21 protein-coding genes are annotated in these 20,695 nt (G+C 64.2%); 6 read left to right on the top strand and 15 right to left on the bottom strand.

Going from position 1 to position 20,695, the window contains the following annotated elements; genetic code table 11:
• Positions 1 to 77: 77 nt before the first annotated feature.
• Both clpB and ACNAOH_RS05930 read right to left on the bottom strand, forming a co-directional pair.
• On the bottom strand, positions 78 to 2,657 hold the full coding sequence (gene clpB, locus ACNAOH_RS05935) for an ATP-dependent chaperone ClpB (RefSeq protein WP_443971835.1): 2,580 nt from the start codon (positions 2,655 to 2,657) through the stop codon (positions 78 to 80).
• An 88-nt stretch (positions 2,658 to 2,745) separates the two neighbouring features.
• Positions 2,746 to 4,491: a M20/M25/M40 family metallo-hydrolase gene (locus tag ACNAOH_RS05930; RefSeq protein ID WP_443971834.1), complete on the bottom strand. Its 1,746-nt coding sequence runs from the start codon at positions 4,489 to 4,491 to the stop codon at positions 2,746 to 2,748.
• Between the two features lie 164 nt (positions 4,492 to 4,655).
• Between ACNAOH_RS05930 and ACNAOH_RS05925 the strand changes: the two genes are divergently transcribed.
• Together ACNAOH_RS05925 and ACNAOH_RS05920 are read left to right on the top strand one after the other, a co-directional pair.
• Positions 4,656 to 7,514, top strand: coding sequence for a M16 family metallopeptidase (locus ACNAOH_RS05925; protein ID WP_443971833.1), 2,859 nt, complete (start codon positions 4,656 to 4,658; stop codon positions 7,512 to 7,514).
• A 30-nt stretch (positions 7,515 to 7,544) separates the two neighbouring features.
• Positions 7,545 to 7,847, top strand: coding sequence for a hypothetical protein (locus ACNAOH_RS05920; protein WP_443971832.1), 303 nt, complete (start codon positions 7,545 to 7,547; stop codon positions 7,845 to 7,847).
• Between the two features lie 74 nt (positions 7,848 to 7,921).
• Here the strand turns inward: ACNAOH_RS05920 and pal are convergent, their stop codons facing one another.
• The 7 genes from pal to ruvB all read right to left on the bottom strand — a co-directional run bounded on the left by pal (position 7,922) and on the right by ruvB (position 13,488).
• Positions 7,922 to 8,431, bottom strand: coding sequence for a peptidoglycan-associated lipoprotein Pal (gene pal / locus ACNAOH_RS05915; RefSeq protein WP_443971831.1), 510 nt, complete (start codon positions 8,429 to 8,431; stop codon positions 7,922 to 7,924).
• Positions 8,432 to 8,495: 64 nt separating this feature from the next.
• Positions 8,496 to 9,809: a Tol-Pal system beta propeller repeat protein TolB gene (gene tolB / locus ACNAOH_RS05910; RefSeq protein WP_443972059.1), complete on the bottom strand. Its 1,314-nt coding sequence runs from the start codon at positions 9,807 to 9,809 to the stop codon at positions 8,496 to 8,498.
• 5 nt (positions 9,810 to 9,814) lie between these two features.
• On the bottom strand, positions 9,815 to 10,693 hold the full coding sequence (locus ACNAOH_RS05905) for a cell envelope biogenesis protein TolA (RefSeq protein ID WP_443971830.1): 879 nt from the start codon (positions 10,691 to 10,693) through the stop codon (positions 9,815 to 9,817).
• Positions 10,694 to 10,703: 10 nt separating this feature from the next.
• Positions 10,704 to 11,168, bottom strand: a complete 465-nt coding sequence (locus ACNAOH_RS05900; RefSeq protein WP_443971829.1) for an ExbD/TolR family protein — start codon at positions 11,166 to 11,168, stop codon at positions 10,704 to 10,706.
• Positions 11,168 to 11,878 (bottom strand): protein TolQ, encoded by a 711-nt coding sequence (gene tolQ / locus ACNAOH_RS05895; protein ID WP_443971828.1) that lies wholly within the window; start codon positions 11,876 to 11,878, stop codon positions 11,168 to 11,170. Before tolQ ends, ACNAOH_RS05900 begins: the two co-directional genes overlap by 1 nt.
• Positions 11,875 to 12,375 (bottom strand): YbgC/FadM family acyl-CoA thioesterase, encoded by a 501-nt coding sequence (locus ACNAOH_RS05890; protein ID WP_443971827.1) that lies wholly within the window; start codon positions 12,373 to 12,375, stop codon positions 11,875 to 11,877. The genes tolQ and ACNAOH_RS05890 overlap by 4 nt, the downstream gene beginning before the upstream one ends.
• 90 nt (positions 12,376 to 12,465) lie before the next feature.
• Positions 12,466 to 13,488, bottom strand: coding sequence for a Holliday junction branch migration DNA helicase RuvB (ruvB, locus tag ACNAOH_RS05885; protein ID WP_443971826.1), 1,023 nt, complete (start codon positions 13,486 to 13,488; stop codon positions 12,466 to 12,468).
• Positions 13,489 to 13,621: 133 nt separating this feature from the next.
• Between ruvB and ACNAOH_RS05880 the strand changes: the two genes are divergently transcribed.
• On the top strand, positions 13,622 to 14,143 hold the full coding sequence (locus ACNAOH_RS05880; RefSeq protein ID WP_443971825.1) for a GlcG/HbpS family heme-binding protein: 522 nt from the start codon (positions 13,622 to 13,624) through the stop codon (positions 14,141 to 14,143).
• Between the two features lie 72 nt (positions 14,144 to 14,215).
• Positions 14,216 to 15,115: a 2-hydroxyacid dehydrogenase gene (locus tag ACNAOH_RS05875; protein ID WP_443971824.1), complete on the top strand. Its 900-nt coding sequence runs from the start codon at positions 14,216 to 14,218 to the stop codon at positions 15,113 to 15,115.
• Positions 15,116 to 15,118: 3 nt separating this feature from the next.
• Here ACNAOH_RS05875 and ruvA read toward each other — a convergent pair whose 3' ends face one another.
• A complete protein-coding gene (gene ruvA / locus ACNAOH_RS05870; RefSeq protein ID WP_443971823.1) occupies positions 15,119 to 15,724 on the bottom strand; it encodes a Holliday junction branch migration protein RuvA in 606 nt (201 codons plus the stop codon).
• Positions 15,725 to 16,160: 436 nt separating this feature from the next.
• Between ruvA and ACNAOH_RS05865 the strand changes: the two genes are divergently transcribed.
• Both ACNAOH_RS05865 and ACNAOH_RS05860 read left to right on the top strand, forming a co-directional pair.
• Positions 16,161 to 17,003 (top strand): hypothetical protein, encoded by an 843-nt coding sequence (locus ACNAOH_RS05865; RefSeq protein WP_443971822.1) that lies wholly within the window; start codon positions 16,161 to 16,163, stop codon positions 17,001 to 17,003.
• Positions 17,004 to 17,227: 224 nt separating this feature from the next.
• Positions 17,228 to 17,566, top strand: coding sequence for a DMT family protein (locus ACNAOH_RS05860; RefSeq protein WP_443971821.1), 339 nt, complete (start codon positions 17,228 to 17,230; stop codon positions 17,564 to 17,566).
• Between the two features lie 33 nt (positions 17,567 to 17,599).
• On the opposite strand, the gene ruvC is transcribed toward ACNAOH_RS05860, so the two are convergent.
• The 5 genes from ruvC to ACNAOH_RS05835 form a co-directional block, all read right to left on the bottom strand.
• On the bottom strand, positions 17,600 to 18,094 hold the full coding sequence (gene ruvC, locus ACNAOH_RS05855) for a crossover junction endodeoxyribonuclease RuvC (RefSeq protein ID WP_443971820.1): 495 nt from the start codon (positions 18,092 to 18,094) through the stop codon (positions 17,600 to 17,602).
• Between the two features lie 55 nt (positions 18,095 to 18,149).
• Positions 18,150 to 18,542, bottom strand: coding sequence for an endonuclease domain-containing protein (locus ACNAOH_RS05850; protein WP_443971819.1), 393 nt, complete (start codon positions 18,540 to 18,542; stop codon positions 18,150 to 18,152).
• A gap of 47 nt (positions 18,543 to 18,589) precedes the next feature.
• Positions 18,590 to 19,333 carry a YebC/PmpR family DNA-binding transcriptional regulator gene (locus ACNAOH_RS05845; protein ID WP_443971818.1) on the bottom strand — a complete coding sequence of 248 codons (744 nt, stop codon included), beginning with the start codon at positions 19,331 to 19,333 and terminating at the stop codon, positions 18,590 to 18,592.
• Between the two features lie 106 nt (positions 19,334 to 19,439).
• On the bottom strand, positions 19,440 to 20,216 hold the full coding sequence (locus tag ACNAOH_RS05840) for a hypothetical protein (RefSeq protein ID WP_443971817.1): 777 nt from the start codon (positions 20,214 to 20,216) through the stop codon (positions 19,440 to 19,442).
• A gap of 96 nt (positions 20,217 to 20,312) precedes the next feature.
• Complete coding sequence (locus ACNAOH_RS05835; protein WP_443971816.1) at positions 20,313 to 20,672, bottom strand: heavy metal-binding domain-containing protein; 360 nt, start codon at positions 20,670 to 20,672, stop codon at positions 20,313 to 20,315.
• Positions 20,673 to 20,695: the final 23 nt, after the last annotated feature.

Here is a 20,695-nt window from a genome sequence, read left to right as displayed (position 1 = left end):
CCTTTTCGCGATCGGGAACCGGGCGGGGACGCAAGGACGATCACGTCCAATGCGCCCGCCCAGCAATTCCGCCTTTGTCAGGCGACGCTGAGTTCCAGCCCGCCGTCGCCCTCATCGACCTTCACGGTCGATCCATCGGGCACTTCGCCGCGCAGGATGAGATCGGCGAGCGGGTCCTGAAGATAGCGCTGCACTGCCCGCTTGAGCGGCCTTGCGCCATAAACCGGATCATAGCCCACGCGCCCGAGCCACGCGCGCGCGGCATCGGTAAGATCCAGCGTCACCTTGCGGTCCTTGAGCAGCTTGCCGACGCGCCCGACCTGAATATCCACGATCGGCGCCATGTGGCTCGCGCCGAGGCGATGGAAGAGAATGATCTCGTCCAGCCGGTTCAGGAACTCCGGGCGGAAGTGGGCGCGGACGACGTCCATCACCTGATCCGCCACCTTCTCGATCGGCTCCTCGTCGCCCAGGCTGGCGATGAACTGGCTGCCGAGATTGGAGGTGAGCACGATGATCGTATTGGTGAAATCGACCGTGCGGCCCTGACCGTCCGTCAGACGGCCATCGTCGAGCACCTGAAGGAGCACGTTGAAGACGTCGCTGTGCGCCTTCTCCACCTCGTCGAACAGCACGACCTGATAGGGCCGCCGCCGCACCGCCTCAGTCAGCACGCCGCCTTCCTCATAGCCGACATAGCCCGGAGGCGCGCCGATGAGCCGCGCGACCGAGTGCTTCTCCATGAACTCGCTCATGTCTATGCGGACCATGGCGTTATCATCGTCGAACAGGAAACCAGCGAGCGCCTTCGTCAGCTCCGTCTTGCCGACGCCCGTGGGGCCGAGGAACAGGAAGCTGCCCAGCGGGCGATTAGGGTCCTGCAGACCGGCGCGCGAGCGGCGCACGGCTGTCGATACGGCCTTTACTGCATCGGCCTGGCCAATAACGCGCTTGCCGAGCTCAGCTTCCATGGCGAGGAGCTTCTCACGCTCTCCTTCCAGCATCTTGTCGACCGGGATGCCGGTCCAGCGGGAGACGATGCCGGCGATATCCTCACTGGTCACCTTCTCGCGCAGCATCGTGCTTTCGGAGATGGCCTGCGCTTCCTCAAGCTGGCGTTCGAGCGCCGGGATGGTCCCGTAGGAAAGCTCGCCCGCCTTTGCGAGATCGCCACCACGCTGCGCCTGCTCCAGCGCAATGCGCGCGGCGTCGAGCTGTTCCTTGATCTTGCTCGCGCCCGCGATCTTGTCCTTCTCGGCCTGCCATTTCTGGGTCAGCTCGCTCGACTGCTGCTCGAGATTGGCAAGGTCGCTCTCCAGCGCGTCGAGCCGGTCCTTTGAGGCCTTGTCGGTTTCCTTCTTCAGCGCCTCGCGCTCGATCTGCAGCCGCATGATCCGCCGGTGGAGATTTTCGATCTCCTCGGGCTTTGACTCGACTTCCATGCGTAGCCGGCTGGCAGCTTCGTCCATGAGGTCGATCGCCTTGTCCGGCAGGAAGCGGTCCGTGATGTAGCGGTTCGACAGCGTCGCGGCCGAGACAATGGCGCCGTCCGTGATGTCGACGCCATGGTGCAGCTCGTACTTGTCCTTGATGCCGCGCAGGATGGAGATCGTGTCCTCCACCGTCGGCTCACCGACGAAAACGGGCTGGAAGCGCCGCTGGAGGGCGGGGTCCTTCTCCACATATTTGCGATATTCATCGAGCGTGGTCGCACCGATGCAGTGCAGCTCGCCGCGCGCGAGGGCAGGCTTCAGGAGATTGCCCGCGTCCATCGCCCCCTCGGACTTGCCGGCGCCGATCAGCGTATGCATCTCGTCGATGAAGAGAATGATGTCGCCTTCGCCGGCTTTCACTTCGTCGAGCACGCCCTTGAGGCGTTCCTCGAACTCGCCGCGATATTTGGCGCCGGCAATCAGGCTGCCCATGTCGAGCGCCATGAGCGTGCGGTTCTTCAACGTGTCCGGCACGTCGCCATTGGCGATACGGCGGGCCAGCCCTTCGGCGATCGCGGTCTTGCCCACACCGGGTTCACCGATCAGCACCGGATTGTTCTTGGTCCGCCGCGCGAGGATCTGGATGGTGCGACGAATTTCCTCGTCGCGACCGATCACCGGGTCGATCTTGCCGTCGCGCGCCGCTGCCGTCAGGTCGCGGGCGAATTTCTTAAGCGCGTCGTAGCGGTCCTCGGCTGAAGCCGTGTCCGCTGTGCGTCCGCCGCGCAGATTGTTGATCGCACTGTTGAGGGCGTCGGCGCGCACGCCTGCGGCCTGCAACGCCTTGCCGGCCGCGGTGTTGAGCGAAAGGGCGAGGGCGACAAGCAGTCGTTCGACGGTGACGTAGCTGTCCCCGGCTTTCTGAGCGATCTGCTCGGCCTGGTCCAGCACGCGGACGCTGTCATTGTTGAGGCCGGGGGACTGCTGCGCGCCTGCGCCCGAGACGGACGGAATTTTCGAGAGTGCAAGGTCGGTCTCGCTGAGCGCGCGGGTGGCATCGCCTCCCGCAGCCTTGATGAGGCCGCTCGCCATGCCCTGCTCGTCCTCAAGCAGCGCCTTGAGCAGATGCTCGGGAGCAATCTGTTGGTGGTTCATGCGGATCGCGACGGTCAGCGCCGACTGGAGAAAGCCCTTGGCGCGGTCAGTAAATTTCTCGAGGTTCATAAGTCCCTGCTCCTTTGATCCGCGAGATAGTGTTGCAATTTTGCAACGCAAGAGGACGGCGATCTTTGTCGCCGCCCTCGCATATCAATTAACGGGCTGTGGCCTTCGGGCGGCTCGGGGCGAAGAGATCCCCGAAGAAGTCGCCCTTGTACCATTCGGGCGGCGTATTGGCGTCTGCCATGGCCCGCGTGATGCGATAATTGGCCTCGGCAAAGCGTGCGGCCGCCCGCCAGACCACAGGCTGGTTCATATCGTCATTGGGCAGGTGGTAGCGGTTCTGCAGAAAGTCTTCCCAATGGGCCTGCCCGCCATTGCCATAGCCGGTGCAGAGGAAGACGGCCGGCACGCCCTGCTTCACGAACATATAATGGTCCGAGCGGACGAAGATCGTTTCCTCGGGCGTGGGATCAGGCGCGAGGCTGAGCTTCATGGGCGCGATAGCAGCGCGGACCTGCGCGCCGATCGTGGAATGGTCGGCGCCATAAGCGGTCACATCCGCGAAAGGATAGGAGAGGAGAGGCATGTCGAGATCGACATTGCCGACGATCTTCTCGATCGGCGCGCTGGGGTGGCGCGCGAAATAGTCCGCGCCGAGCAGCCCCTTTTCCTCGCCGGTCGAGGCCAGGAAGATCACCGAACGACGCGGGGCGGCCTTGTCCTCGCCCAGCACCCGCGCGACTTCCAGCAGCGTGGCGACGCCCGCAGCATTGTCCATCGCGCCATTGTTGATCCGGTCTTTGTCCTTGGGATCGCCGGGCCTCTCCGGGCTGATGCCGATATGGTCGAGATGGCCGGACAGCGCGATATATTCGTCCTTCAGCGTCGGGTCGCTTCCCGGAAGCATCGCGACGACATTGGGACTGGTAACGCGGCTGGTCTTGCTCTGCCCCTGAATGGTGACGCTGGTCTTGAGCGCGAAGCCCTTGGGGCGCCCGCCTTTCCGGTCTGCCACGGTGCGGATCTGCGCCAGCGTCTGCGGCGCGCCGGCAAAGATTGCCGCCGCGGCGACATCATTCACGGCCGCCGCCGCGCGAATGCCCGGTGTCTCGTCGAACGCCTTGCCGTCCTTGCCGACCCATGTGACGCTCGGGCTATCCGCAGTCTGCAGGCTGCGTTCCCACGGGCGCACCTTGAGCGAGACGTTGGTGCCGACCGTGATGACGCCGATGGCGCCATGGGCCTGCGCGATCTCGTATTTGGTGGCGGCGGAGGAAGCATAAGCCGCCTCTTCGCTGGGCAGATCGCCGGGGAAGCCGCGCAGGATGACCACGATCTTGCCCTTCACGTCCAGGCCGGCATAATCGTCCAGTCCGAGCCGCTTGTTTTCCATGCCATAGCCCACGAAGACGAGCGGGGCGGAGACGTTCAGCTTCGGCTCGTTCGCATTGAGGCCGATGACGGCATCGACGCCGTGCGTGAAGTTCTTCGTGCCCGCTGGGCCTGCGACGGCGAGCGTTCCGGCTGCCCCGTCGCGCTCGGTCTTCTGAAATGTGATCTGCTGATACCAGCTCCGTTTGCCGTCAGCCTGAAGGTCTCCCGCCGGCTGCAGGCCGAGCGCCGCGAAGCGCTGTGCAACGAAGCGGGCGGCGATTTCGTAACCCATGCTGCCTGTGTCCCGGCCTTCGAGAAGATCGTCGGCGAGGAATGCCACGTCTGCCTTGAAGCGATCGGCGGAAAAGCGCGGATCGAGCGGAAGCTGATCCTCCGAGATCGTCTGCTTGCTTTGCGGCGCCTTGCCCGCGCTGCCTGCCGCCATCTCATGCGCGCGAAGGGCGAGAGGCTGGAGAGCAAGCGCGGCGGTGGCTGCTGCCAGCGCGATGCGGATTTTTGTCATACTGAACCTTGTCTTTTGTTGGGTCGCGGGCCGGTCGGCCGGGATGGGGCGACTTTATCCCTGCTTCCGCGCGAGTCCAGTGGCAGGATGGCCCGGAAGCGTATTGCGCGGCTAAGGCACATGATTATGGTGAGGCCAGCCCTTTTACAGTTTCGGGAATTCCCATGCGTCACTCTCCCGTTCGCCGCCTTTCCTTCCTGCTCGCTGGCGCGGCTTTGCTGCCGATGCTTCCCGCTCAGGCCCAGAATCAGGTTCAGAATCAGGTCCAGCCGGGGGCTGTCTCACGGCCCGCGCCGCTTGCGGATCTGGTCAGCAAAGTCGACATTCCATACGAGCAGTTCACGCTGAAGAACGGCCTGCGGGTCATCGTCCATACCGATCGCAAGGCGCCGGTCGTGGGCGTCGTCGTCTATTATCGCGTCGGCTCCAAGAACGAACCCAAGGGCAAGACCGGCTTCGCGCATCTTTTCGAGCATCTGATGTTCGGCGGCTCGGAGAATCTGCCCAATCCCGACGAAGTGCTGACCGAGGCGGGATCGACAGGCCTCAACGGATCGACCTGGTTCGACCGCACCAATTATGTGGAGACAGTGCCGGTCGGCGCGCTGGACCTCGCGCTGTTCTCCGAGGCGGACCGTATGGGCCGGCTGCTCGGCGCGGTGACGCAGGCAAAGCTCGATGCGCAGCGGGCAGTGGTGCAGAACGAGAAGCGGCAGGGCGACAATCAGCCGTTCGGCCTGGTCGAATATGCCCAGCTTGCCGCGCTCTATCCTGACGGTCATCCTTATCGTCATTCCACGATCGGCTCGATGGCGGATCTGGATGCGGCGAGCCTTGCCGACGTGAAGAAATGGTTCACGGACAATTACGGGCCGAACAACGCAGTTCTGGTGTTGGCCGGCGACATCGACGCGAAGACGGCGCGACCCAAGATCGAGAAATATTTCGGCGGCATCCAGCCCGGCCCGAAAGTCGCGCCCGTGGCAGCGCCAGTTCCGGTGCTGGCCAAGCCGGTGACGCAGGAAATGAAGGACCGGGTAGCGACCACACGGCTCTATCGCGTTTGGAATACGCCGGGCCTCAACGACCCCGATTCCCGGATGCTGTCGGTGGGCGCGGCGGTGCTCGGTGGCCTCTCCAGTTCGCGGCTGGACAACGAACTGGTCCGCAAGGAGCAGATCGCCGTCGCGGTGACGGCTGGCGTCCAGCAGTTCGAGCAGGTCGGCCAGTTCGAAGTGACGGCGGACGTGAAACCGGGTGTCGATCCCGCGCTGGTGGCGAAACGGCTCGACGAGATCATTGCCGACTATATCGCGAAGGGACCGACCGCCGATGAAGTGCAGCGCGTCGCGACGCGGCAGGTGGCGTCGGAGATCAGCGGCCTCGAAGTCGTCGGCGGGTTCAGCGGCAAGGCAGCGACGCTGGCCGAGGGGCTGCTCTATTCGGGCGATCCTGAGCGCTACAAGAAAGATCTCGCGGCGATAGCCAGCGCTACACCTGCCGCAGTGACGACCGCGATGGGCAAATGGCTGACCCGGCCCAATTACGCCCTGCGCGTCGACCCCGGTGAGCGCGATGCCTATGAGGAGGCGCTGGTGGGTGCGCCCGGCAAGGATGTCGCGGCGGCGGAAGTGGTGCCGCCCAAGCCCAAGCTCGCCACGCCGGCCGTGACGGCCAGCCCCGGCGTCGACTTCCCTGCCGTGGAAAGTGGCGCGCTTTCGAACGGCATCAAGGTGCACGTCGCGCGGCGCACGACCGTGCCCACGGTGCAGATGTCGCTGAGTTTCGATCAGGGCATTGCGGCGGATCCCAAGGACCGGGCGGGTATTGGGACGCTCATGCTCTCGCTGCTTGAGGCGGGAACCACGACGCGCGACACGATCCAGATCGCGGAAGAGCAGGAGCGGCTGGGTGCCAACATCTCGACGAGTCAGGGGATGGACCGCACGCTCGTCTCGCTCTTCGCGCTCAAGCCCAATCTCTCGCCTTCGCTCGACCTTCTCGCCGATGTGGTGCGCAACCCTGCGTTCACGACGAGCGAGATCGAGCGGCTAAGAGCCATCCAGCTTGCCAGCATCGCGCAGGAGAAGACTCAGCCGCAGGGCATTGCCACCCGTGCGATCTTCCCGATCATCTACGGGCCGCAGCATCCCTATGGCGTGGCGGCGCGTGGCCTTGGCGATACCGACACCGTGAAGGCGGTGACGCAGGGTGAGCTCAGGAGCTTCCATCAGCGCTGGATCGTGCCGAACAAGGCGGAGATCTTCGTCGCAGGCGATACGACCCTTGCCGAGATCCTGCCGCTGCTTGAAGCGCGCTTTGCCCAGTGGCCGACAGTGCGGATCGCATCACCAACTAAGGACTTCTCGGTTCCGGTGCCGCCTGCCCGGCCGGGCATCTTCCTCGTCGACCGCCCGCAGTCACCGCAATCGATGATTTTGGGTGGCTATGTGACAGGCAGCAAGGGCAGCGACGATCTGGTCGCCTTCAATGCAGCCAATACAGTGCTTGGTGATGATTTCCTTTCGCGTCTCAATTCGGACATTCGCGAGACCAAGGGCTGGTCCTACGGCGTGCGCTCCTACCTCTCCACCCGGATCGAGCGCAGCCCCTATATCGTGGCGGCGCCCGTGCAGGCGGACAAGACCGGTCCGGCCATCGCCGCGATGACGGCGGACATGCAGAACTTCCTCGGCACGAAGGGCGTAACGCCGGCTGAGTTCAGCCGGGTGGTGAAGGGCGAGATCGCCGGGCTCCCCGCGCGCTTTGAGACCACGGGCGCCGTGCTGGCGCAGATGCGCGAGGACGCAAATTATGGCCGCCCGTTCGACTATGTGGAGAGCCTCGCGGGGCGCTACGCCAAGCTGACGCCCGAAACCATGAACGCGGCTGCGCGGAGCATTGTCGACCCGGCGAAGATCAGCTGGATCGTGGTGGGCGACAAGGCCGCGATCAAAAGCCAGCTCGATGCGCTCGGCATGCCGGTCAGCGAGATTGACAGCAACGGTCAGCCCGCCAAATAGCGGATAGACCGAATTTACTGGGAGTGGACGATGGCCAAAGTGGATGGCGCATATGATTGCGTGACGAAGACGCCGATGGGCGACCAGACAAGCGTGTTCACGGTGGTGAGCGACGGCGACAAGTTTCACGGCACCAATGCGGGGCCGCTTGGTTCGCTCGATGTGGAAGACGGCAAGGTGGACGGCAACCGTCTGACCTGGGTCATGAAGATGACCATGCCGATGCCAATGACCCTCACATGTGAGGCACTCGTCGAGGGCGATGCGATCAACGGCAGCATCGATGCTGGGCCGTTCGGCGCGATGACGATGACGGGCAAGCGCCGCGCCTGATAAAAAAGCGGGGCCGGCACAACGCCAGCCCCGCCTGTTTCCGGACGGATGAGTTCCGCCCGATGACCTTCAGATCAGTCGATCGTGACAGTGACCGCTCGGCGGTTCTGTGCCCAGCTCTCCTCGTCGGAACCCAGAGCGGCCGGACGCTCCTTGCCATAGCTGATGACGCTCAGGCGACCCGGATCGACGCCCAGCGCCGCCAGATAGTTCTTGGCGGCATTGGCTCGGCGCTCACCGAGCGCGAGGTTATATTCGCGCGTGCCGCGCTCATCGGCATGACCTTCGACTGTAGCGCGCTTGTTCGGATATTTGAGCAGCCACTGCGCCTGGCTCTGCAGCGTGGCGCGATCCTGATCGTCGATGTCGCTCTCATCCGTATTGAAGAAGACGCGGTCGGACGAAACGCTCGCGATGAAGTCGGCCTGGCTGCCGGGCACCGGCGCGTTCGAAACTGGGCCAGTGGACGCCGGGGGCGGCGCTGTATCGGCCGGTGCGGGCGGCAGTGCCTCCGGGGCCTTCTTGGCACATGCGCCAAGCGCCAGTGCAGCGCTCGCAGCGAGCAGCAAGGGCAACGTCCTCATAGTCATCTCCTTCTTTCCCATAGTCGATATCGTAAACAGCCAACGCTGCAGATGTCATTTCGTTTCAAGGCAGCAACGGTCCCCACGCTGGGTCGGACCCGTCTACAGGCGTCGGTATCTTTCGTTCGTTAACGCCGGTCAGATCCACCTGCCAGATCGCGGACTTGCCTCCACGGCCCGAAGTCGTGCGGAAGAACTGCAGCACACGGCCGTTGGGCGACCAGCTTGGCGCCTCATCCTGCCAGCCATTCGTCAGCAGGCGTTCGCCACCGCCCGACGGGCTCATCACGCCGATGCGGAAGTTGCCTGCGATCTTGGTGAAGGCAATGAGATCGCCACGCGGGCTCCATTCCGGCGTTGCGTAGCGCCCACCGCCAAAGCTGATGCGCTGCTGGTTGGAGCCGTCCGCGTTCATCACGTAAAGTTGCTGACCCCCGGAGCGGTCGCTCTCGAAGACGATCTTGGTGCCGTCTGGCGAATAGGAACCACCGACGTCGATGCCCGGCGAGTTGGTGAGTCGGACCGGCGTGCCGCCGTTCACCGACACGCGGTAGATGTCCGTGTTGCCGCCCGTCGCCATCGAGAAGAGAAGCGAGCGGCCATCGGGCGACCATCGCGGCGCGAAGATGGCGTTGTTCGTCTGGGTGACGAGCTTCTGCGTGTTCTTCGTCACGTCATAGACGTAGATTCGCACATTGCGGCCGACATAGCTCACATAGGCGATCGAACCGTAATCCGGGGAGAAACGGGGCGTGAGCGCCAGGCTCTGACCATTGGTGATGAAACGGTGGTTCGCGCCATCCGAGTCCATGATCGCGAGGCGCTTGACCCGGTTCTCCTTGGGGCCGGTCTCCGCGATATAGGCGATACGGCTATCGAAGAACGGGCTTTCGCCAGTCAGGCGAGCGTAGATCGCATCGGCGCATTTATGGGCCGCGCGGCGCCAGTCCCTGGGCGCCACGACATAGCCCTGCCGGGTCAGCTCGGACTTGAGGTTCACGTCATAAAGATAGCAGCCGACGGTCAGATTATTGCCGTCCGATCGCACGAAACCCTGAACCAGCGCTTCGGCGCTCATCGCCGCCCAGCGCTCGAAGGCCGGGGCGGTCACTTCGGGAATGGTCGGGATAGCGACGCCGGAAGGTCCCATGGGCGAAAAAAGACCGCTGTTCCTGAGGTCGGTCGCGATCACTTCCGCAATCTTCTGACCCAGCAGGTTGGTGGCTCCAGCGGGCGTTTCCACCACGGACTGGGTGGGCAACGAAGGGACCGCGATCTTGAGATTGCTGTCGATCTGGCCAGTTACGTCCACACTGAGCTGAGCAGAGGCGGGGCTGATCGCGGCGAAGGCGAGCGGCAGAGCAAGAAGGAAGCGCATTTTGGTCATTGGGCGAGCCTTGCATCGAACTTGAGGGGTTTGAGCCATTTCCACTGGTCGTAAAATTCGGCCGGCAAATTCTGGAAAGGGGAGGCACGGCGCACGGCCTGAACGGCACGCTCCGCGTGGAGCGCGGCCTGCGCCCGGTTGCTGGGTGTGATGCCCTGCTGATCGACCACTTCGATCTCGCCGACGACCGCGCCCGAGCGGTCCAGATGGACGCTGAGCAGCGTGACGAGACGATCCGCGTCCGCACCGGACGGTGGACGCCAATAGGGCTTGATCTGCCGGTTGATCTCCGCGTTGAGCGCGCGAGCCGCGACCGCGCCCATTGGCGCTGAGGCGGCGGGAGCAGGGGTGGGCCGCGAGGGGCGGGCATCATCCAGCCCCTTGAGGAAGTCTGCGCCCAAACGGGAGGCGCGCTGCGGCTTGGGCTTGGCCGTCTCCACTTTGCTGGGGGAGGGCTTGGCAGGTGCGGGCTTCGCGGCCGGCGTCGGCTTTTTGGGCGTCTCCGCCTTGGGCTGCGGTTTCGGCTGGGCCTTGGGCGGCGCAGGGGTAGGCGTGGGCTTGGGCGTCGGCGCGGGTGTCGGGGGCGCAATGTCACGCGGCTGCGCAACCGGCGGCGTTTCAGGCTCGGGAGCGGGCGGAGGCGGCGTCGCGTCTGGCTCAGTCACGCCTTGCTCGGGTGCCTGCGCCTGCTGCGGCACTGACGGCGCCGTGGTCGTGCTTCTGAGCGATACCGCATCAGCGATGCTCACGTCGATTGCCGGAGGGGAAGGCGGAATGACGACATCACGCTGAAGCAGGCCAAACGACAGCACGGCAATGAGCAAGACATGCCCCGCCGTCGCAATCCCCAGGCCAATGCGTTCGCTGCGTTCCATCGCCATGCGCCTATTCGCCCGAAACTGAACCAGTGGTGACGGGCGCGCTGCTCTCGGCTGTGGTAACCAGCGCCACACGGTCCAGCCCGGCGCGGTTCAGTTCGCCCATCACCCGCATCACCCGGCCATAATCGAGTCCGGTGTCGGCACGCAGGAAGAGCTGTGCGTCGGGTTCGAGCCGTTCGCGCAGCTCGACGAGACGCTGAGGCAACTCCGCGTCGCTGACTGGCTGTTCGTCAAGGGAAATGGCGCCGCTTTCGTCAATGGTGAGGACGGTGGGCTTGCTGTCCTGATCCAGCGCCTTCGCGCGCGTCTCTGGCAGCTTCACCTTGACGCCGGTGACAAGCAGAGGCGCTGTCACCATGAAGATGATGAGCAGCACCAGCATCACGTCAACCAGTGGCGTGACGTTGATCTCCGCCATCGGTGCGCGGCGCCCGCCGCGCGGGCGGGAGGGAGGGCCGGACATCGCCATCAGGATTCGAGCTCTCGGCTGAAGGTGGTGTAGAGACCATCGGCGAAGCGCGAGAGCCGCCCCTCGATGCGGTTCACGCCATGGCTAAGGCGGTTATAGGCGATGACCGCCGGGATGGCGGCAAAGAGGCCGATGGCGGTGGCGAACAGCGCCTCCGCAATGCCGGGAGCGACGACCGCCAGGCTGGTGTTCTGTTCGCCCGCAATCGCGGTGAAGCTCCGCATGATGCCCCACACCGTGCCGAACAGGCCTACAAAGGGCGCGACCGAACCGATCGTCGCGAGGATATTGAGACGGTCGGAGAGCTTGTCGACAGCTGCAGCGACTGCCGAACTCATTGCGGTCACCAGCCGGTCCCGGGTGCCGCTCGCGTCGATATTGCGCTGCGCGGTGGAGCGCTTCCACTCGGTGATGCCGGCGGCGAGCACGTCGGCGCTCGGCGAGTCCTCACGGCCGCGATCACGATAAAAAGCTTCCATGTCCTTCGCCTGCCAGAAGCTCTGCTCGAACGCTTCGCAGCGCTTGTTCACGCGGCCGAGCTTGCCTGCGAAACCGACAATGATCGCCCATGTCCAGATGCTGGCAAGCAGCAGGCCGATCATGACCGCCTTCACAATAATGTCCGCCTGAAGGAACAGCGCAATCGGCGACAAAGTCACGGCAGGCGTCGCGGCGGGTGCGGCGGCGGCAAGAAGAGCGGCGGCAATCATGAGAGGGGAGATACTCCTTGGGATAATGCAGTGAACCGGGCGATCCAGTCGGCTGGCTGTCTTTTCGGCGTGCCCACTGGGTCAAGCAAGGCAACGACCACCTCGCCTTCGGTGAGTTGGGTGTCGCCGCGCCAGACCGACTGGCCGATAACGCAGCGTGCAACGCTTACACGCGCCACTTGGCTCCGCACGACAAGGTCTTCGTCGAGCCGCGCGGGGCGGCGATAGCGGACGGCAATGTCCGCGACCGCATAGACGCCGTCGCCCGCCTCTTTCGCTGCGCGCTGGTCGATACCGGCGACACGCAGCATGTCGGAGCGGGCGCGCTCCATGTAGCGGAGGTAATTGGCGTGATACACCACGCCTGAAAGGTCTGTGTCCTCGAAATAGACGCGAACCGGGAATAAATGCACGCCATCCACGAACAGTCCGCTCGCAGGGCAGACGGTCGCAGGGGCAAGAGCAGCTGGGGTCGAGGCGAGGGAGGCGTCGGCCATGGCCGGAACCCTAGCGGGCTCGAGTCGCGACGAGAAGCCCTCTTTTGAACGCTTGGCCTGTCGCGCCACCGACGCCGGGAGTCGATGACATCAGTCGAACAGGCCATCCTGCGCGCCTTCAGGCGGGTTGAGACCGAGATGTTTCCAGCCCCCGGCATTCAGGCAGCGGCCCCGCGCGGTGCGGGCCACAAGGCCAAGCTGGATGAGATAGGGCTCGATCACTTCCTCGATGGTGTCGCGCGGCTCGGAGAGGCCAGCGGCCAGCGTCTCCACGCCGACCGGTCCGCCCCGGTAGATGTCCGCGATCATCATGAGATAACGGCGATCCATCGCGTCGAGGCCGAGCTGGTCGACCTCAAGGCGGGAGAGCGCGCTGCCGGCGGCAGACGCATCGACGATCTCATGCCCGGCTGCGTGGGCGAAGTCGCGCACACGTCGCAACAGCCGCCCGGCGATACGGGGCGTGCCGCGTGCCCGTCGCGCAATCTCACGCGCGCCATCTGCAGCGATCGGCAGGGCGAGCAAACGCGCGGCGCGGCTTACCACCAGCTCCAGCTCATCCACGGTGTAGAAATTGAGCCGGACGGGAATACCGAACCGGTCACGCAGCGGCGTGGTCAGCAGGCCTTGGCGTGTCGTGGCGCCGACCAGCGTAAAGCGTGGCAGATCGATCCGGACGGAGCGCGCGGACGGACCCTCGCCAATCATGATATCGAGGGCACGATCCTCCATCGCGGGGTAGAGCACCTCTTCCACCGCCGGGTTGAGGCGATGAATCTCGTCAATGAAGAGCACGTCGCCATCGTCGAGATTGGTGAGGAGCGCGGCGAGATCGCCCGACTTGGCAATGACGGGACCAGATGTGGCGCGGAAGCCGACGCCCATTTCCTTCGCGACGATCTGCGCCAGCGTCGTCTTGCCGAGGCCCGGAGGCCCGAAAAACAGCACATGGTCGAGCGCTTCGCCGCGCGCTTTGGCAGCTGAGACGAACACGCGCAGATTCTCGCGCGCCGCCTTCTGCCCCACGAACTCGTCGAGCGACTTGGGGCGCAGGGCGGCATCCATGTCGTCCGGCGCACGCAGAGGCGAGGTCAGGGAATTGGGCCCAGCCATGCTATGTTTTGCTGATGAATGAGTTGTCACGCATTACCGCCTCATATTCGCATTCCAGCAATATGCCATCTGTAGCGTGATTGTGCGTGCGGAAACGGCTAGAGCGACGACTGGCAAATAAAGGAGAGACAAGATGCTGAAATCGAAACGGATCACCCCGCTGGTGCTGGCCGGCCTCGTGATGTCCGCCGTTGGACCGGCCGTCGCGCAGCCGACGCCGCCCCCGCCGCGCGCCAAGGGACCGAGCCTCGCCTCCGCGGTCGAGGCAGCGCAGATCGCGATCAACACCTGCCTTGCCAATGGCTACAAGACGACCGCGCTCGTCGCCGATGCCGACGGCGAACCCGTGGCGATGCTCTCGGCGGACGGCGCGCAGCTGCGCACGCACAATATCGCGCGCGGCAAGGTGGCGACGGTCATCCGCTATAAGGTGGCGAGCGGCGTTATCATGGACCGGGTCGCCAAGGAGCCCGCGCTTGCGGCGGAAACAAAGGCCGACCCCAAGATCAACGGCTTCGCTTGGCGCGGCGGTATCCCCATCATGTCCGGCGGCGAACTGATCGGCGCGATTGCCGTCTCCGGTGCGCCGGGCGGTGACAAGGACGAGGCCTGCATCCAGCCGGCGCTGTCCAAGATCAAGCCACGGACGAACTGAGCAAAGGGCTGGCCGGGGCGTCGTCGCTCCGGCCGGCTGGCCTTCCCGGTTTGGCGCGGCTAAGGCACTGCCATGACCGACCGTCCTGATCTTATCAGCATATCGTCTCCGCCGGAGCAGCTCGCCGCCCCGCTGGCGGAGCGCTTTACCGTCCATGTCGATTCCGGCCCACGGACGACTCGCGCGATCGTCGGCGCTGGCACCATGCGCCTGTCTGCGCAGGACATGGAGCGCTATCCCGCGCTTGAGATCGTCGCCATCAACGGCGTGGGCTATGACGGCGTGGATATCGCGGCGGCGGAGGCGCGTGGCATTCGCGTCACCACGACGACCGGCGTGCTCACCGACGATGTGGCCGACCTTGCGATCGGTCTGATGCTCGCGGTGGAGCGGCGGATCGCCGTGAATGATCGCGCGGCGCGCGCCGGCACCTGGCAGGTGCCGCTGAGCACGCGCGCGACGGGGCGGCGTGTCGGCATTTTCGTCATGGGACAGATCGGTCTCGCCATTGCCCGCCGCGCCGAGCCCTTTGCGGGCGAGATCCTGTACAGCGCCCGCTCGCAGAAAGCGGTGCCCTGGACATTCAAGGCGGACATCGAATCCCTCGCCGAGGCCAGCGACGTGCTGATCATCATCGCGCCCGGCGGCCCGGAAACGCGCGCCATCGTGAATGCCCGGGTGCTGGAAAAGCTCGGCAAGGACGGCGTGCTGGTGAATGTGGCGCGCGGCAGCCTCGTCGATGAAGCGGCGCTCGTCAGGGCGCTGGAGGCGGGCACTATCGCGGGCGCGGGGCTGGATGTGTTCGAGGACGAGCCGAATATCCCCGACGCGCTCAAGACCATGGATCAGGTCGTGCTCTCGCCGCATCAAGGCAGCGCGACCGTCGCGTGCCGGCAGCAGATGGCCGATCTGGTCCTTGCCAATCTTGATGCGCATTTTGCCGGAAAGCCGCTCCTCACGCCGCTGGTCTGATCGCTATTTTGCTGCCTTGCGCAGCGCCATCCTCACGAGGGCATCGAGGCTCGCGTCCGGCCCCAGCTCGGCTTCCGCCGCTGCGACCACCGCGCCGGCTTCGCCCGGCTTGAATCCGAGGCTCTGCAAGGCCGAGACGGCATCGGCGGACAGGCTGCCGACCGGGGCGACGGCCGAACCGGCAAGCGGGGCGCTCCCGGCCGGCGCAACGCCTGTCTTGTCCTTCAGTTCGCGCACGATCCGCTCGGCGAGCTTGGGGCCGACACCGTTGGCGCGCGCGACCATCGCCTTGTCCTGCATGGCGATGGCGCGGTGCAGGTCTGCTGGCTCCAGTGCCGAAAGGATGGCAAGCGCGACCCGCGCTCCAACGCCCTGAACGCCGGTGAGCAGGCGAAACCAGTCCCGCTCGTCGGCCGAAGCGAAGCCCACGAGGCGAATGAATTCCTCACCCACCAGCATCTCGGTGTGGACGGTCACCGCCTCTCCGGTGCGGCCAAGCGCCGCGAGTGTGCGGGAGGAGGCGCCGACGAGGTAGCCGACGCCACCGACGTCGATCACGGCATGGTCGATGCCGGTGTCAGTGAGAATGCCCTTGAGATGCGCGATCATGAGTCCATTGTCTCCGCATTTTCCGAGCCGTCAGGTGAGACCACCTGACTAGAAAATGCTTTCGGGTCTTAGCTTACCGGCGGCGCCACGCCAGCGCTTATCGCGGCGAGGCTTGTCGAACGAGGACGGTCCGGCCTGCGCCTGCCGGAAGTTGCCAAAGTTGGCGCTACGTTCCGTCAACTTCCTCTTCCTGAAGGTGTCTGGGCTGGGACAGGCCACAAATGTTAGGCGCTGCGGCAGGACGGAGTGCGCAAGGATCATGACGGCATCGTGCCATGGCGGGCTGATTGTAGGACAGAGAAAAGCGGGCGAGTCCATGTCCGATAAGATAGGCTCAATGTCGATCTGAAAGGGTCTGTCAGGACGCGACGACTTTGGGGACCTTGTCTTTGCTCCATAACTTGCTTGAAAGCAGACGCTCGTTCATCGTGTCTTGATGAACCGAAAATCACTTACCCATATGGCGCTGGCAACGGCTCTGCTGTTTTTGGTTGCTTGCAATGGGACCGGCTCCTCTAAAAATACGGCTCTCGTAAAGCCCGATCAAAGCCGGATCGCTTTCTTTCATCGGCCGGTAGCGCTTGCTGCTGCACGAGCCTCTGCGAAGCCATATCCCCTGATTGTTATGTTGACGGCCGATCCTTGGCTCATGGTGACTGGGTCTGACTCACCTGCATTCGCGCTTTACAGCGATGGAACTGCAATCTTTCTAACTAAAGCAGGTTTCAAATCGGCAAAGCTAAATCAGGGACAGCAGGCCGACTTGCTTCGACCCTTTGAAAATCCCGATCTGGTGGCCCTCGCTGGTGGATATGTGGTTGCAGATGCTACCGATCAACCCGAGAGCACATTGCTCGTTTATGGGAACAATGAACCGTATTATATATCGGTTTACGGACCTCTGAACGATAAGTTTGTGCGTTCAAAAGTGCCATTAGCCATTTCTGACGCCTTCGATCGGCTCCAAAATTTCCGTCCCTCAGCCTCCCAAGCGTGGTTGCCAGATAAAGTGGAGGTGATGGCAGGGCCATACGAGAATGCCCCTGATCAATCCATCATCTGGCCGCAGCGTTGGCCGGACCTAAATGACCCTGCCACTCGAACGCGTGGAGACTCTTACAGCATTTTCATGGCTTCTACCGAGCTGCCTGCTTTGAAGACGTTTTTGGCAAGCAGAAAGGAAAAAGGGGCCGTCGAGATCAATGGCAAGAAATTTTCAGTCAGCGTTAGGCTACCATTCCCGCATGAGGAATTGTGGATGGCTACGGCAACAAAGTAGCGCTCTGGGAAGTTTGGAGAAATAACAGCCTTTGCTTAATCCCAGCCAAAACCCGACCGTCCGCTTCCCCCCCGACATTTCCGTCATCGGGCACGGGGACTGCTTGCCCATAGCGGACAGTCGCGCCGCTATGGGCCTGTGCGCGCGGACCAAGGCGGATGACAACACGCCCAGCCCACCTGTACGATTGCGCGGCGCACCACAGTGGTGGCAAGAGGCTGCTCATGCCGACGATCGCGCTGCTCCTTGCGTCCAACATCTTCATGACCATTGCCTGGTACTGGCACCTCAAGGGCGGGATGGGGAAGCCGCTGCTCCTCGTCATCCTCATCAGCTGGGGCATCGCGCTGGTCGAATATTGCTTCGCCGTGCCTGCCAATCGCATCGGTTATCTGCATGGCTGGAGCGCCGGTCAGCTTAAAGTGACGCAGGAAGTCATCGCGCTGCTGGTGTTCGGTGTGTTCATGGTCACCTGGCTTGGCGAGCCGCTGCACTGGCGGCACTTCGCGGCGTTTGCCTGCCTCGTCGGCGCGGTCGGCTTCCTCTTTATCGGGCGGAACTGACAAGGGCGGCGGTGCGGTCGCTGTGATCCTGCTCTAGCGGGCGGAGCCGAGCCGCCGGGCGCTCGCGAGATGATGCGCGTGCGTGACAGCCACGGCGAGCGCGTCCGCCGCGTCCGGCCCGTCGATCGCTGCGCCGGGCAGCAGCCGTTGGATCATCGCGTGGACCTGATCCTTGCTGGCGTTGCCCACGCCCACCACGGACTTCTTGACGAGACGAGCGGCATATTCGCCCACCTCGATGCCTGCTCGCGCCGCGCCCAATAGCACCACACCGCGCGCCTGCCCAAGCTTGAGCGTCGATTGGGGGTTGGCGTTGACGAAGATCTCCTCGACAGCCGCGCCGTCGGGCCGATGGGTGAGAATGAGATCGGCGAGTGCCGTGTCGAGCGCAAGGAGCCGGTCGGCAAGCGGCCTTTTGGCATCCGTCGCGATCCGGCCATTGCCGATGTGAGAGAGGCGATTGCCTTCCGCCACGATCAGCCCCCAGCCAGTGGTGCCCAGGCCGGGATCGAGACCCAGGATCAGCATCGCGGCCCCACCCCAACCCCTCCCCTGAAGGGGAGGGGCTTTTTATCTAAATCTCTCATAGCCCCTCCCCTTCAGGGGAGGGGTTGGGGTGGGGGGCGGCCCAGCGATCAGGCGTTGCTTTGAGAACTGCACGCAAATGGGTCAGCACTCCGGCCAAGTTGCGGCCGATGTCCTCGTTGGTGAACCGCACCATGACGATACCGTCTTGGACCAGCACCTGGTCCCCCCGCAAATCCGCGACAATGTTGTGCGTTTCCCCGTCCACTTCGACCGCGAGATTTTTTGCCGGGCAGAAAAAATCGAAGATGCGGTTGCCGTAAACATGTTGGCGACGAAATTTATGGCCGAGTTGTGATCGGGAGACGTGTCGCCACAGGACCACCTCAGCCGAGGTCGCCTCATGGCGCATCTGGGCGGCGTGCTTCAGCAATCGCGGTTCCTGCGCCATGCCCCACCCCCAAACCCTCCCCTAAAGGGAGGGGCTTTGCATTCAGATCAGCCCAGCTTCTCCATCACCTCGTCAGAGACTTCGTAATTGCCCCAGACGGTCTGGACGTCATCGTCCTCCTCAAGCGCGTCGACGAGCTTGAGCAGCGTCGCGGCGTTGCTCTCGTCCAGCTCGACAGTGGTTTGTGGCTTCCAGGCGAGCTTGGCGCTCTCTGCCTCGCCGAGAGATGCTTCCAGCCCCTTGGCGACTTCATGCAACGCGTCTTGCGCCGTCCAGATGGCGTGTTCGTCCTCGCTCGATTCGACGTCTTCCGCGCCGGCTTCCAGCGCCGCCTCGAAGATTTTCTCCGCGTCGCCTGCTGCGGCCGGATAGGTAATGAGGCCCATCCGATCGAAGCCGTGGGACACCGCGCCGGACGCGCCGAGATTGCCGCCATTCTTGGAGAAGGCAGTGCGGACATTGGTCGCCGTGCGATTGCGGTTGTCGGTCAGCGCCTCGACGATGATCGCGACGCCGCCCGGGCCATAGCCCTCATAGCGTACTTCCTCGTAATTCTCCGCGTCGCCCCGGCTCGCCTTGTCGATGGCGCGCTGGATATTGTCCTTAGGCACAGACTGCGCCTTGGCCGCGTTGATCGCGAGGCGCAGGCGGGGGTTCATGTCCGGATCGGGCGCGCCCATTTTGGCCGCCACGGTGATTTCGCGGGCGAGCTTGGAGAAGGCGGCGGCGCGCTTCTTGTCCTGCGCACCCTTGCGATGCATGATGTTCTTGAATTTGCTATGGCCTGCCACAGCCGGCTCCTGCCTGTTTTGTTCGGGATAGGGCGCGGTCTCTAGCTGGCGCAGGGGAGCCGCGCAACCCAAGCGGCGGGTTATGCTTCAGCGATGCGGAACCGTTTCAGCCTTCGGGGTCGCCGTCCACGCCATAAGTGATCCTGATGCGCACCCACGTGCCGATCTGCGGCTTGCCGTCGATGCGCGGCGGCATCACCCGGAATTGCCAGGCTGCCTGACGGACGGCGCGCGCGAAGCCTGAGCCCATGGGGGATTCGCCGAGCGACTGGCAATTGTCGACATGATAATCTTCGATCGTGCGGCAAGCGACTAGCCCCCAGCCCCGCCGGGGACGGTTGGCCGGAAGATAGCCCGCAAGTTCCGCATCCGTGGGCTTGCGATACCATTCCGCTTCGTAGAGCGTGACGCCGCCCGGCCCCTGACCCGGACCATAGACCGCCTTGCTATCGCCCTTGCTGGGGGAAGCGGAAGGCGCCTTGCCGAGCTTCGATATATCGGTCCCCGCCAGATCCATCTCGATGAAGGCTGGCTGCTGGGGCACGGGCGCCGCGCTGGGGACGGGCGGCGGCTTGGCGGCGGGCGGGGCCGCAGCGGCTTCCTCCGCCTTGCTCTTCTCGGCTTTCTTCTCTTGCTTCTTCTCGCTCTTTTCCTTGTCGGGCGAAGGCGGGGCAGGAATGAGGAAGCCGGTCAGCCCATGCTCCTGCATGCGGACGAACTGCGGACCGCGAATGAAAAGCACCGCCAGCAGGACAAGCAAGTGAAGCGCGATCGTAAGCGCCAGAGCGACGCCGTTGCGGCGGCGCGTCTCTCTGCTCCAGGACGCGCCATAGCCCGTCCCGCGCCCGGCGGCAGCGTCGTCCAGGGAGGAGGGGTCAGGCAAAGGCGCGTCCGTCGAGGGCTTGTCGGGGCGCTATAGCGGCGCTTGCTGAACCGCGCCTGTCAAAAAAACGTGACGGCGCCCCGGTGCGCGCATCGATCAGACGGAAACGGCCGTGCCCGTGGCGGAGACCATCAGCATGGAGCCGCTGGAACCCAGAACCTCATAGTCAAGATCGACCCCGATCACGGCATTGGCGCCCAGCGAGGCGGCGCGCTGCTGCATCTCGCTCAGCGCTTCCTCGCGTGCCCGGGCAAGGACGTCCTCATAGGCGCCCGAGCGCCCGCCCACGATGTCGCGCACGCTGGCGAACAGATCCCGGAAGAGATTGGCGCCCACGATCACTTCGCCCGTCACCACGCCATGATAGCGTTGCACGGGCCGGCCATCGATGCCGTTGGTCGTGGTGACGATGAAGTCCTTGTCGGCGGGGGCAGTGCCCCAGGGGGATTCGGCCATGTTCTGCTAGCTCCTCTGGTTCG

It is taken from the genome of Sphingobium sp. CR28, from assembly GCF_052327305.1.
GTDB lineage: Bacteria > Pseudomonadota > Alphaproteobacteria > Sphingomonadales > Sphingomonadaceae > Sphingobium.
This window is presented reverse-complemented; position numbering and strand designations above follow the sequence as displayed.